At 41.4% G+C, this 13,278-nt stretch carries 16 protein-coding genes; 1 reads left to right on the forward strand and 15 read right to left on the reverse strand.

Annotated features, from left to right (window positions below):
• Positions 1 to 100: 100 nt before the first annotated feature.
• The 9 genes from PGX44_RS12880 to PGX44_RS12920 all read right to left on the reverse strand — a co-directional run bounded on the left by PGX44_RS12880 (position 101) and on the right by PGX44_RS12920 (position 9,349).
• Positions 101 to 1,162 (reverse strand): NAD-dependent epimerase/dehydratase family protein, encoded by a 1,062-nt coding sequence (locus PGX44_RS12880; RefSeq protein ID WP_075582346.1) that lies wholly within the window; start codon positions 1,160 to 1,162, stop codon positions 101 to 103.
• A 10-nt stretch (positions 1,163 to 1,172) separates the two neighbouring features.
• A complete protein-coding gene (locus PGX44_RS12885) occupies positions 1,173 to 1,895 on the reverse strand; it encodes an IspD/TarI family cytidylyltransferase (RefSeq protein WP_075582345.1) in 723 nt (240 codons plus the stop codon).
• On the reverse strand, positions 1,892 to 2,767 hold the full coding sequence (locus tag PGX44_RS12890; RefSeq protein WP_498855688.1) for a LicD family protein: 876 nt from the start codon (positions 2,765 to 2,767) through the stop codon (positions 1,892 to 1,894). The genes PGX44_RS12885 and PGX44_RS12890 overlap by 4 nt, the downstream gene beginning before the upstream one ends.
• A gap of 37 nt (positions 2,768 to 2,804) precedes the next feature.
• On the reverse strand, positions 2,805 to 3,878 hold the full coding sequence (locus PGX44_RS12895; RefSeq protein ID WP_083237148.1) for a glycosyltransferase family 4 protein: 1,074 nt from the start codon (positions 3,876 to 3,878) through the stop codon (positions 2,805 to 2,807).
• Entirely contained in the window at positions 3,878 to 5,014 is a 1,137-nt protein-coding gene (locus tag PGX44_RS12900; RefSeq protein ID WP_498855689.1) for a glycosyltransferase family 4 protein, read from the reverse strand. The genes PGX44_RS12895 and PGX44_RS12900 overlap by 1 nt, the downstream gene beginning before the upstream one ends.
• Positions 5,015 to 6,403 (reverse strand): mannose-1-phosphate guanylyltransferase/mannose-6-phosphate isomerase, encoded by a 1,389-nt coding sequence (locus PGX44_RS12905; protein ID WP_498855690.1) that lies wholly within the window; start codon positions 6,401 to 6,403, stop codon positions 5,015 to 5,017.
• A 19-nt stretch (positions 6,404 to 6,422) separates the two neighbouring features.
• The gene (locus tag PGX44_RS12910) at positions 6,423 to 8,069 is read right to left on the reverse strand and encodes a phospho-sugar mutase (RefSeq protein WP_498855691.1); all 1,647 of its coding nucleotides are present in this window, start codon (positions 8,067 to 8,069) and stop codon (positions 6,423 to 6,425) included.
• Between the two features lie 31 nt (positions 8,070 to 8,100).
• Positions 8,101 to 8,472 (reverse strand): hypothetical protein, encoded by a 372-nt coding sequence (locus PGX44_RS12915; protein WP_498855692.1) that lies wholly within the window; start codon positions 8,470 to 8,472, stop codon positions 8,101 to 8,103.
• A gap of 436 nt (positions 8,473 to 8,908) precedes the next feature.
• A complete protein-coding gene (locus PGX44_RS12920) occupies positions 8,909 to 9,349 on the reverse strand; it encodes a 2-thiouracil desulfurase family protein (protein WP_498855693.1) in 441 nt (146 codons plus the stop codon).
• Positions 9,350 to 9,646: 297 nt separating this feature from the next.
• On the opposite strand from PGX44_RS12920, the gene PGX44_RS12925 reads away from it, so the two are divergent.
• Complete coding sequence (locus PGX44_RS12925; RefSeq protein ID WP_498855694.1) at positions 9,647 to 9,892, forward strand: thiamine pyrophosphate-binding protein; 246 nt, start codon at positions 9,647 to 9,649, stop codon at positions 9,890 to 9,892.
• Here the strand turns inward: PGX44_RS12925 and PGX44_RS12930 are convergent.
• The 6 genes from PGX44_RS12930 to PGX44_RS12955 all read right to left on the reverse strand — a co-directional run.
• Positions 9,799 to 10,212, reverse strand: coding sequence for an HK97 gp10 family phage protein (locus PGX44_RS12930; RefSeq protein ID WP_498855695.1), 414 nt, complete (start codon positions 10,210 to 10,212; stop codon positions 9,799 to 9,801). The two genes, PGX44_RS12925 and PGX44_RS12930, sit on opposite strands and share 94 nt — an antisense overlap.
• Positions 10,199 to 10,540 (reverse strand): phage head closure protein, encoded by a 342-nt coding sequence (locus tag PGX44_RS12935; RefSeq protein ID WP_498855696.1) that lies wholly within the window; start codon positions 10,538 to 10,540, stop codon positions 10,199 to 10,201. The genes PGX44_RS12930 and PGX44_RS12935 overlap by 14 nt, the downstream gene beginning before the upstream one ends.
• A 12-nt stretch (positions 10,541 to 10,552) precedes the next feature.
• Positions 10,553 to 10,834 (reverse strand): head-tail connector protein, encoded by a 282-nt coding sequence (locus PGX44_RS12940; protein ID WP_498855697.1) that lies wholly within the window; start codon positions 10,832 to 10,834, stop codon positions 10,553 to 10,555.
• Between the two features lie 3 nt (positions 10,835 to 10,837).
• Complete coding sequence (locus PGX44_RS12945; protein WP_498855698.1) at positions 10,838 to 12,028, reverse strand: phage major capsid protein; 1,191 nt, start codon at positions 12,026 to 12,028, stop codon at positions 10,838 to 10,840.
• 16 nt (positions 12,029 to 12,044) lie between these two features.
• A complete protein-coding gene (locus tag PGX44_RS12950) occupies positions 12,045 to 12,749 on the reverse strand; it encodes a head maturation protease, ClpP-related (protein ID WP_498855699.1) in 705 nt (234 codons plus the stop codon).
• Positions 12,739 to 13,278, reverse strand: a 540-nt coding sequence (locus PGX44_RS12955; RefSeq protein ID WP_498855700.1) for a phage portal protein, incomplete at its 5' end; no start/stop codon positions are given. The genes PGX44_RS12950 and PGX44_RS12955, both read right to left, overlap by 11 nt.

Raw genomic sequence — 13,278 nt, forward strand, 5'->3', positions numbered from 1 at the left:
TCTGATACTCCCCTATAAAAATGGCTATTTATCAACTGTTTGTTGTGACATAGCCTTTAGAATAACACTTTCAGTATAAGCACCAATATAATCGTATTTTTCACTTTAACTCTGATAAAATTTTAACAGTTTTCTGAATCCCAGTTTTTATATTATAAAATGGATACCACCCTAACATCCGTAATTTAGATCCATCTAGTCTCGCCTTTGTAGCCTTGCTATAACCAGCCTTTTCAATAGCATCTGGAATTTCAAAAATTACTTTTGTTCCTGCAATGCTCGCAAGAATAGAAGCAAGATTTCTTAGAGTAATATCTGAGCTTTGATTCGCAATATTATAAGCTTCTCCTGTTTTTCCTAATAGAAGAATTATCAAAAGCCCTAAAACAGCATCTGCCATATACGTATAGGAATAATACTGGTTCCCTGCACTCTTTAAAACGATATTTTCTCCTGCCACAGCTTTTTTAATAAATTGACTGATGGCCTTTGTATCACTTTCCAACATAGTAGGGCCATAGGAGCGCGTAAACCTTGGAATAACTATATCTAGATTTTTTTGCTCTATATACGCCTGACATAGAGCTTCTCCACACCGTTTGCTTTCTGGATATCCAGCACGCAATGTATTGCAATTTATATAGCCACAATAATGTTCATCAAAAAATTCCTGATCGCCTCTATTTTCCCCATAAATCTCATTGGAAGACGCAAAAACAAATCTTTTAGTATTATGTTCCACACTGAAATCCAACATATTTTTCAAACCAATAATATTAGTCGTAATCGTTCCAATAGGATCAATTGCATAGGCCACCGGATGAGTATTGCTGGCTAGATGGAAGACATAATCAACGTTCTCATCTGTTTTTCCTTGCATCGGTTCATTAATATCATGGGAAATAAAATGAAAAAAAGGAGAATCAATATAAAAAGAAAAACGTTTCAAAGCTTTTTCCACATTTCTCCCCAATGCAAAAATACGGCAGTTTGCCTTTTTATAGGTATTACGCCACATAAGTACATCAACCAAAAAAGAACCAATCAAGCCTGTAGCTCCAGAAATAAGAACTGAAGTATCTGAGATTTTTTCCCAAGGCAGGGCCATTTCTGCTACTTTTTTAACGTCTTCTATATATAAAGGATGTTCATGCATATCCATTTTCTGTTCCTCACTTTAACCAAGTATCTTTATCCGCCTTCAAATACGCTTTAAACAATTCCAAATCATCTTTAGTAGTCAGCTTAATATTTTTATCAGATCCTGCTGCAAAATAGAGAGTTACTCCCAATTCTACCATCATGGTATTGGTATAGGAAGACCCATAGATACCAATTTTCTTTTCAAAAGCCTCATGATATTTTTTATCTAAAAGGTCAAAACGATATGCCTGAGGCGTAGAAACCCGGCGTAGTGTTTCTCTCGGAATATATTGTTTTGTAGTGGTGTTATCGTCGGGATTTATAATAAAAATCTGTTCATTATAAGGCATGGAAGTCACTGCATTTCCGTATTTTTGTGCCTTAAGCAGGACATCCGTCAGAACGGTAGCGTCAACCAATGGACGAATACCATCGTGAATTACAATAATATCATCTAATTGTGCCTTACCTTCCAGATTATAGACCCCATTGCGAATGGATTCCTGACCAGACAATCCCCCAGAAACTATCCATTTTAATTTGGTTATATTGAATTGACGAGCATAAGCTCGGAGTACATCGTGCCACCCATCAATACATACAACTTCAATAGCATCAATTTGCGGATGCCTTTCAAAACCTTCCAATGTATACAAAAGCACAGGCTTGTCATATACATTAATAAACTGTTTGGGGATATCCTGTCCCATACGCTTACCAGAGCCACCGGCAATTATCAATGCTATATTCATCTTATCTCCTCTTTCCAGTACGCTTTGAATGCATGTTCTGAATATCTTTGATTTTCAGGAGGTAATTCCATATAATTATCCCCGTATAAATTTTTTAAATAAGATTGATAACCTTTGGGTGCCCAAAATTTATAGCCCTCAAAGTCAACGGGTATACGTTCTTTATATATACTACCTGGAACAATTTCTTTAGTCCCATAATGATTGACTACTACTACAGCCACAAATTTATCTAGATTAAATTTATAAATTCTCCCTACTTGATGAACTAGCTTCACCCAAAAGGAAGGCGGTGTCCATCCAAAAGCCAAAATCATTAAATATTTTATAATCGTTCTCAACCTATTTTTTAATCGACCTGATATTGAAGAAATTTTATATCTATGGCTCTTCTGCAGTTTTAATACTGTGCAACGATTTAAGGTTACTAAAATTTTTTCTATTAAAAACTCAACTTTTTGCAGAATATAATAACATGAAACACCATCAATAGGAAAAACATCTACATAAACACCTGTTGGATATTTGTCAAATGGTATTTCCATAATTGTTCTATTATCGATGATTCGACCAGCAAGATCCCAATAACCCGAAAAAGACTCTATGGACAAGCTTTTATAAATTAGGTTTTTGTAGTTTTTCATCGCATATTCATAATCTGTTCTTGGCATCATGATATCAATATCATCATCCCAAGGGATGAAACCTTTATGCCTAATCGCTCCCAATAAAGTACCCCCGGAAAGATAATATTTTAAATTATTCTCATCACAATATTTAGCAAAATCAACTAAAATATCTAATTGTATTCTCTTAATTTCTTGTAATGTCAATTCATTCTTATGCATATTTTCAAAATGTTCCATATTCATGCCTATTACCTTATTGTACCTGTATACCATTAAACATTTATAGCAAACGCTTTAAAATAACCAAATATTTGTCTGATGCTGTATTCCAATCATATGAATTACAACATTTTTTGTCAAGAACGTTTGATTTTTCTGTAATATTAAAAATCAGGTTTGATGCCAAGTCTTGCTCATCAGTCGCTTTAAAATACTTCACACAATCTCCGTAAATTTCTCGAAGAACAGGAATATCACTACACAAAATATTATGACATCCGGCAGCCATCGCTTCCAATGGTGGCAATCCAAACCCTTCATATAAAGATGGAAACACAAGCAAGTCTGCATAATGATAATAATTTTTCAGTTCCTCATCTGAAACAAATCCCGTAAAGGAAATTCGATTTCCTGCTTGCTCCGCCAATCGTCCAACTTCCTCATCGCCGGTTATGAATCCTTCTTTTTTGCCTACGATGACTAAAGAATGTGGAATTCTGTCCATCACATTCTGAAATGAACGAACCAGAGTCCGTAAATTTTTATGAGGTTTCACATTGCCTACATACAAAATATACGGTTTCGCAAAAATTCGCTGTTTTTGCTGCAATGGAGTGCTCCAAAATTCATCCACTCCATTGTAAATCACACTTACCTTATTGGAGGATACACCAGTAAATCGACACAATTCAGCTTTCGTAAAATGGGATACACAAATAATATGCGAAGCTTTTGCAGCTGCAGCTTGAAACATGATTTTTGCATAGAACTTTTTCAGAGCTCCATCTACAAATTGTGGCATAGCCAAGTGAAATACATCGTGTACTGTTACAAGCATCCGGCCACGATAAAAAACAGGAATATTATAATGGGGAACCCAGAGCAAATCTGTTTCTCGTGGAATTTTTTGGACCAGTTCCAATTGCTCACGAATCGTATAAATCGCACTTTTACAAGAAACATATTGCACATTTTCAGCGATTAACCAAGGATACTTCCGCATCATTTCCGGATGGCCAAGTAAATAAAATGTTGTATCCGGCATAGACGGAATAACACGTTTCAGTATGTTCCGCAGTACTGTGCCAATACCGGAAGATTCCAGCATACGAGCATCAACGGTAATTTTTTTCATCAATAATCCTCCGCACCTTTTTCTGACAGAACGCGATTTACATAATTTTTAAAATTCTGTCGAAATATTGCTCCGCTGAACTGTTCGGCGTGGTGACGGCAGTTATTGTAGGTGATGGCCGTCTGTTCCTGTTCAAATCTGGCAACAGCAGCTTTGAGGGATTCCACTGTTTGTTCTTTGAAGAATACACCTGTTGGATTATCTCGTACACCTAATTCACGAACCGTTTCCAGCGATCCCCCCTTGCCATATGCGATGACTGGTGTTCCACACGCCTGTGCTTCAACTGGGGTAATCCCAAAATCTTCTTCAGCTGCAAACACAAATGCTTTAGCATGCTGCATTTTATCTTTAAGAACTTCGTCAGGAGCAAAGCCTAATAAAGAAATATTAGGTCCTGCTTTTCCCTTAATTTTCTCAAAATCTGGTCCATCCCCAATAACAACTAGTTTTTTATCTGGCATTTGAGAAAAGGCTTCTACGATAAGATCCATTTTTTTGTAAGGGACCATGCGAGAAGCTGTAACATAGTAATCATCTTTATCTTCACAATATTCAAATTTCTCGATATCTACTGGTGGATAAATGACGGTAGCTTCACGTCGATAGCATTTCCATATTCGTTTCGCTATAAAATGAGAATTGGCAATAAAATAATCCACACCATTGCTGGTCCGTGTGTCCCAAATTCTCATATAATGCATAATTAATCTGGCGATTTTACTTTTAAGGTCGTGCGTTAATCCAGCTTCACGTAAATATTGATGTTGCAAATCCCAAGCATAACGAATTGGGGAGTGAACATATGAAATATGAACTTGGTTAGGACCCGTAAGAACGCCTTTAGCTACACAATGAGAACTCGAAATTACTACATCATAGGCGGATACATCCATTTGTTCTATCGCAATAGGCATAAATGGTAAATAATTTCTATATTTTTTTCTTGCTCTGGGCATATTTTGAATAAAAGTCGTAGTAACCTTTTTTCCTTGGATAAAATTGCGCTGATTTTCTGGTAAAAAATCTACAACTGCAAACAAATCTGCCTCTGGGAAGATATTCAAAATCTGCTCAAGCACTTTTTCTGCCCCAGCATATGTTACTAGCCAATCGCATACAACAGCTATTTTCATTTAACTTTTTCTCCCATATTTATCTTCAAATCGTACAATATCATCTTCTCCTAGGTATTTACCTATTTGAACTTCGATAATATAAAGTGGTATTTTTCCGGGATTCCCCAATCGATGTCGAGTTCCGATAGGAATAAATGTACTTTCATTTTCCCTGAAAATAATTGTTTTATCATCTAATGTTAACTGTCCTGTTCCACTAATAACAGTCCAATGTTCACTACGATGATAATGCATTTGCAAGCTTAAGCTTTGGCCTGGGTTTACACAGATTTTTTTTACTTTATAGCCTTCGCCTTCCGATAAAATGGTGTAACTCCCCCACGGCCGATACATAGTCACGTTTTCAGCAACTTCTATTCTTTTTTTCTTTTTTAATTCGTTTACTATATCTTTTACCCTTTGAGATTTACCTTTTTGCGCAACAAGCAATACATCAGGCGTATCTACAATAGTAAGATTTTGCAAATCAATCCCAGTTATTAATCTATTGCTGCCTAAAATCATTGTATTTTTGCAATCATGAGTAATAATATCTCCTTTAATGACATTTCCCTCTTCATCTTGAAGCATATCTGAAATTGCATCAAAGCTACCAATATCATTCCAATAAATATCTCTCATAGGCACCACAACAATATGGTCAGATTTTTCAGCAACAGCGTAATCTATGGATATATCTGGCAACGAAGAAAATTTTTTTATCATATTGTCATATCCACATTCTACAACTTTCATTATATCTGGGGCATGTTGATTCAATTCATTTTCGATAGTGCCAATTGAAAACATAAACATACCACTATTCCAATAATAATTCCCTTTTTTTACATAAGATTCTGCTGTTTCCAGATTCGGTTTTTCGGTAAATTTAATGACTTTATAGGCATTTTCTACAGAATCTGTACTTGCTTCTATATATCCATACCCCGTTTCCGGACGGGTAGGCGTAATGCCCAAGGTCACTATATTTCCATTTACAGCTGCGGATTCAGCAGATACAATCAGTTGAATAAATTCTTTTACTGGACGGATAATATGATCTGAAGGGCCTACAAAAATAAGTTCATCATCATTACAAGATAATTTATTTTTACAATAAGTTACAGCCAAGGAAATAGCCGGTGCCGTATTTCTACCAACTGGTTCGGTAATAACATGAATATCTTCTACTTGTAGTTCTTGTAATTCTGCTTTAACGTGATATATATACTTGTCATTTGTCACTATAACAATATCTTCTGGCTGCACCAGATGTAAATATCTATCGATTGTTTGTGCTAATAAAGACTTATCGCCGTTTATTTTTAAGAACTGCTTAGGGTAACAAGTTCGTGACAAAGGGAATAAACGGCTGCCTCCGCCACCTGCTAATATAACTACTTTCATAATGATTGCTCCTATACTCTTATAATGAAAAACACGTTTCAAATTTTTCTTTATATTGCTTCATACGCTTTTGTGCCTTTGCTTCGTTTTCAGATTTGATAGACCAATATACTTTAATTTTAGGTTCTGTACCAGATGGTCGTACAGCTATCCATGAATCGTCTTGTAAAATATATTTTAGCATATTTGCTTTTGGCAAATCATCAATAGCTTCATTAAAATTAAGGATTTCTTTAATCCCATCAAATATCAGGTCATGTTTTTTTCGCAATGCATGCATAATTTCGCTAATTTTTTCATGGCCTTCTTTACCTTTCAATGTATACGAAGATAATGAATCGTAGTAATATCCATATTTTTTATACAATGATGTCAAAATATCTATCAATGTCATTCCTTGGTTTTTATAATAAGATGCCATTTCACAAATCAATAATGCAGCTACGACAGCATCTTTATCTTGAGCATGTATACCAACAAGGTACCCATAACTTTCTTCATAGCCCATGACAAAATTATGTTTTACATCATCAGCAAATCTCGTAATTTTATCGCCAATATATTTAAAGCCTGTAAGTGTTTCAATAACTTGAACACCTTGATCTTCAGCTATCACTGCACCTAAGTCCCCAGTGACAACAGTCTTTACAATAGTAGATGCAGGTGTCAGCAAATCTTTTCTCATACACAGAATAAACTTAACAAGTAATGCACCAATCTGATTTCCAGTCAGCAACTTATATGAATCTCCATCTTTTATACCCACCCCTATACGGTCACTATCTGGATCTGTGCCAATAATAATATCAGCGTTAATAGATTCAGCTAATTCAATTCCCAGTTGAAGAGCACTGTGTTCTTCTGGATTGGGAGATTTTACTGTACTAAAATTGCCATCTGGCAGCTCTTGTTCTTTGACAACATGAACGTCAGTAAAACCAGCTTTAGCTAATATTTTTCGGACTGGCTTATTACCTGCACCGTGAAGCGGAGTATATACAATTCGTAATGGAGTAACGTTACCTTGCAAGATAGATTGCGTATATACTGCGTCAACAAATTGATTTACAACTTCATCACCAATATATGTTAATTTAGAAGAATCTCCCTCTGCCGGGATTGATGCAATATCTATAATAGAATTTATATACTGAATCAAAACATTAGCGATGGAGGGCACAATTTGTGTGCCATGTTCGTCATACACTTTGTACCCATTATATTCTTTAGGATTATGACTAGCCGTAATGACAATTCCAGCTACTGCATGTAAATATTTTACTGAAAACGATAATACCGGAGTAGGTTCTAATTCTTTAAAAATTTTTACCGGAATTCCTGCAGACGTAAGGACATTAGCAGCTTCTAGTGCAAAACTATCTGAATTATTACGAGAATCATGCGCAATGACAACACCACGTCGAATATCATTTTCTCTATTTGCAAGCAAATAATCTGCAAGCCCCTTTGTCGCTTTTCGAATAATATATTTATTCATACGATTGGAACCAGCACCCATGATACCACGTAAGCCACCTGTTCCAAACTCTAAATCACGATAAAATCGATCTTCTATTTCCTTTTCATCCGAAATCGATAATAATTCACTTTTAGTTTCATCATCTACCCAAGATAACCAATTTGTATATTTGTCTTTATAATTCAAAAATCATTTCCCCTTTCTAGACCTATAGAAATTAATCATGCATTTTTATTTTTTTCTTGGTGTTAATATCTTTAACAATATTTTTAATTTCATCAATCCAAAAATTACTTGTACCTTGACGTTCTTTATTAACCAAAATAACGTGAATACTACTGTTGGAAGTTAATTTCTTAACAAGATTTCTAGCCACTTGAATTTCATCTTGATTATTATTTTGGGTTACAACAATTAACAGCCTATCGTTATTAATTAACTCTCGAATAATGCCTTTAAAGACAATGTGAAAGCCTTCAATGTATTTGTCATATTTAGGGAACTCAGCGGGTATGCCTCTTTTAGGGCGTTGAATGATTGTGGCAATTCGCCCAGGATGTTTTTGCGTAGGAACACGTATTGTACGCAACTAGAAGGATAAAAATAGCTGGTCCAATAACATAAAAACTGAACCAGGAAATATATAAAGTCGAATCGGTTATTAATACATTACGTAATGAATGCGTATTCAGCCAACAAAACTGCCATATCATCAATAACCATTATACCAAAGGCAATACGACGGTACTGTATTTATTTGATGGAAATTGATATTTTGCAACTTCATTCAAGCCTTAAGTACGCTTTATTCTATCACAAATCCCCGTCTTTGTCAGTATTATCAACGGTATGCCCGCAGAGAAAGAGTTTGCCAATCAACGACGGATGTGTGACGAGCGCCCTGCGGGCAAGGTGGTCAGTGTTCAGTGAAAAAGTTCTGAGTTTACAGTTTTCATTTTCGAGCTGCCGGGCTAGCAAGTTGTCAAGCTGCGACGTACGGCCCTCGGTCTCTGCTTTGCTGGCGTCTAGCGGCTGACTGCTTCCACCTGCGTTTCTCCGATGATCTTGATTCCTTCTTTTTCCAGGAGTTCAGCGGTGACGCCATTTCCCCGGGTGAGGGTCCGGGTGAATGTGCCGTCGTATATTTTTCCGTGGCCGCAGGAGGGGCTTTTTTCTTTGAGGATGGCGCGTTTACAGCCGTAGAGTTTGGCCAGGCGCAGGGCTTGCCGGGCGCCCTGGTGGTATTGTTGGGTTACATTTTTTCCGTTGCAGGTGACGACCTGCTGGCCCTGGCGTTCTGCCGGGTCGCGGGGTGTGGCCAGACCGCCGGCTTGTTCAGGGCATATGGGGATGAGCAGGATGTCCTGGCGGTTCATGAGTTGTTGTATGGGTTCATAGGTTTTGCTTTGGCCGTCGTAGCGGCAGTTTTGGCCTAAGAGGCAGGCACTGATGAGTATTTTTTCCATTTTGTCTCCTTTGTCTTGATGGGTTGATTTTTATTTTATATATCAGAATTTGATTTTATATTACAGAATTATAATTTTCGGTTAATCATAAATTATTTTAGCGATTAACGCTTATATTTACGGCATATATCCGGGTTTTCCGATGAGGGAATTCTTCGTTTTTGTCGTAAAAGTTTTATTAAAATTCGATTAATTTTCGCATAGTGAAATTGCAAAAGCAAATTTCAAATACTATAATGTACTGGTAATTACGTTAGGGATTGCCATGGTGCAGTCCTGAAGGGAGTCTTGTGTACGATGAGAGAACGAAAAATAAAGAATACTGCTGATTTATTAGTCGAATGTCTGGAAGAAGAAGGCGTGCATTATATTTTCGGGATTCCTGGTGAAGAAAACCTGGCTATCATGGAAGCTTTGAAAAATTCAAAAATAGAATTCATTACGGTCCGTCATGAACAGGGAGCAGCGTTCATGGCTGATGTTTTCGGCCGTCTGACCGGCAAGTCCTGGGATTCGAACAGCTTCACGGCTTTTTCCGTGTAGTGCTGGCCTTCGTAATAGCCTACGGTTCTGCCGCCAGGCGTTTTCTTGACATGTCCGTTGTTCAACAGGTGATGGACCGGGTGCTTGTTCGTCAGCTCATAAGTCAGTTCCGAACCGTTATAGCCTTTTACCTTGTGCTTCCATCCCTTCTTCAACTTGCCCGTACTGCCTTCCGGGGTCTGGTTTACACATTCCTTCTTGAGCTTGTTGCCAATCGTGACCAGACCCTTTTCAGCGGTCCCAGGAAATTCCTCGATGGCGGAGAGCAGTTTGCCGGACAATTCATCTATTCCCCTGACATCCAGGTCACCCCTGCTCATTGTCCTGCCCCCTGATTTCTTCCGTACAGTACAATTCCAGAGATTCATGGCGCATGTACGGATCTACAATCGTATCGATGTCATACAGATGATTCTGATACTTCACCTTCATGTCATGAGTGATACCCGGGCGCCAGCGGATAGTGATCTTGCTGTACTCCGTATCCACCTTGCGCTCCATCTCGTAGAACACTTTGCCCCTGGCGGGCTCAATGGATGCCCAGCATCGATACACCACGACATCAGTCTGGGTGTCGAAACCGTATTCATCCGTTACCGTCTGCTTCCCCAGAATCTCAATTCGTTTGTTCAAAAGCCCGGTTTTCATAGGCATCCCCTTTCAAAAGCGGCTGCGCCGCACACCGAACAACAGCCACCGCAGCCGCTTCAGCAGGCCGGAATAATCGGCTTCTTCCCGATGCTCGTACAAAAAGGCGGCGGCATAGAGGATGGCTTCATGGAACACGACGGGATTCTCTTCGGCATCCGCTTCCTCGCAGCGGGCCAGGTCCAGGCACAAGGCCTGGGCCGTTTCCAGGGAAGACAGGATGACGTCATCATTGGACGTATCATCCTCATCAATCCGCAGATACTCCCTGGCTTCTTCCAGGCTGACCAGCATGACTTATCCCTTCGCCTTCATCTCCAGGGCCTTGACCGCTTCCTTCAGCATCAGCATGCCATCGACGCGCTGGCTGGCGAGGAAGCCGATCTGGCCGTTGGCGGCATACAGTTCATTGAGCCGCTTGAAGGAGCGGTATTCCCGGTCGGCAATCCAGTAGTAGCTGAAATCGCCGAAGAGCATGGGACGGTTGCCGACCGCCAGTTCCGGGGCAAAGGAGGTGCAGTAGCAGGGACGGTTCAGGATGGTATCCGGCGTCCCGGCCGTGACAGACGGCTGCCAGATGTAGTTGCCATTGTTGTCTTTGATTTTGCGGAGTGCCTTGATCGTAGCATCGTTCAGGAGCCATACGGCCTTGCGGCGGTACGGGATGCGCAGAGAGTGATACAGGTCGATGACATCATCAAAGGTGATGGATGCGCCATTGGCCGTCACGCCCAGTTCTGCAGACGGGAACACGCCAGTCGGCTTGTTCTTCCCGTCGCCGGTGAGGAAGGCTTCTTCTTCCTTCGTGCCGATACGGCGGGCAAATTCGCTGGCGATATAGCTTTCCAGGTCGAAGACGCTGTCATTCAGCAGTTCTTCCGACACACGGATAGCCGTCCCCAGCTTGTACGCCCCGATGGACTGCTGGCCGAAGGTATCCTGGCTGTCCGGATAGAGGCCGTTCTCTTCCATCCAGGATGCTTCGCCATGTCCCGTCACGACGGGAATCTTGCGGTCGCCGCTGGTATGGATGACCGTCGCCAGGCTGCGAAAGAAGTTCTCTTCCTGGAGCTTGTCGATGAGCTGATGCTCGAATTCATCCGGCACCAGGTAGCCGCCATCGGCATCCGTACCCACGCTCAGGGCGTTCTGTACATCGATGAAGTTTTTATGGCGGATGCTGTCCCAGAAGGCTTTCTGGTAGGCGTTGGACGCACGGCCTTTCTTTTTCGTGGCCTGGTTCCCGGCACCGGGCTGTTCCATGATGGGAGAAGATGTCGGCTGGGCCAGCTGGGCATCGAGCTGCTGCTGGCGTTCCATGCGGTCGATTTCCTTGCCCAGGTTCACTACATCCGCTTCCATCTTGTCGTACCGGGCCGCATCTTCAGCGGAAACCATACCGTTGTCATCGCGCACCGTATCCAGGAAATTCTTGGCGGATTCCCAGAGGTTCTTTCTCTTTTCACGCAGTGCTAAAATCGTATCCATAGTAATTGTCCTCCTGTCAATGAATGAGCAGTGCCAGCCGTTTTTCCAAATCAGCGGCTGGTACTTTCTGTAATGGTTTCTTCGGTTTTATTTTCTGTACAAAGGAATTCGTCACCGTAACCGGGCTGTACAGCATGGCTTCCGGCTGTTCCTCTCCTTCTTTCTGGTCAAAAAGGATTTCATCGGCAAAGCCCAGTTCCACGGCCTTGCGGGCATTGAGCCAGGTCTCGTCATCCATCATGTGCGAAATCTTCGTGCGGGCCAGGCCGCTCTTGATTTCATAGGCATTGATGATGCTCTCCTTGACTTCGCTCAGCATGCCGATGGTCTTTTCCATCTCGGCTTTGTCCCCATAAGCCAGGGTCGCCGGATTGTGGATCATCAGGATGGCCACCGGCGACATGCAGACCTTCGTCCCGGCCATGGCGATGACGGAGGCCGCTGAAGCCGCCAGGCCGTCAATCTTGACGGTGACGTCCCCGGGATAATCCATGAGCATGTTATAAATCTGGGCAGCGGCAAAACAGTCCCCGCCCGGGCTGTTGATCCAGAGGGTGATGTCTCCGCTGCCCGCATCCAGTTCTTCCTTAAACGCCTTCGGGGTCACTTCATCGCCCCACCAGGTCTCGTCCGAAATCTGGCCGTCCAGGTACAGCGTCCGTTCACTGCCGAAGGCATCGGGGACCGCATTGGTCACCCACTTCCAAAATTTATGTTTCATTCGTTTCTCCCTTCTGGGCAAAGGCCCCGGCATCCTTGAGCTTTGTCATGCTGCCATTCACCAGGTACAGATTGCCGCCTTCCTCATCGGGTACGGGATTCATGTCTTCCATCTCCCGGATATCGTTGGCGGACAGCCAGCCGTTCTGCCGGCCGATGCTGTACCCGGTCATGCGGCTCTCGTAATCGCCGCGCATGAGGCCGTTCACGTTGAACTTCAGGAAATACTGCTTCTTCTCTTCCGGCAGGAACAGGGCTTTCTGCATGGCCTGCTCCCAGCGGATGACCCATGGGTCCAGAGTGTATTTCACAAATTCCATGGACTGCTGCTCAATATTATTGAAGGAACTTTTCTCCAGGTCGCCGATCATGTGCGGCGGGATGCGGTAAAGCCGGGCAATCTCATCGAGCTGGAACTTCCGCGTCTCCAGGAACTGTGCTTCTTCCGGCGGGATGCCGATTTGCTGGTACTTCATGTAGAGTAGGCAAGTGCCGCCGTGCATTGTTTCCAATGTCGGTTTGCACAAGCC

It is taken from the genome of Caecibacter sp. AF58-12pH5A (genome assembly GCF_027681725.1).
GTDB classification, from domain to species: domain Bacteria; phylum Bacillota; class Negativicutes; order Veillonellales; family Megasphaeraceae; genus Megasphaera; species Megasphaera hominis.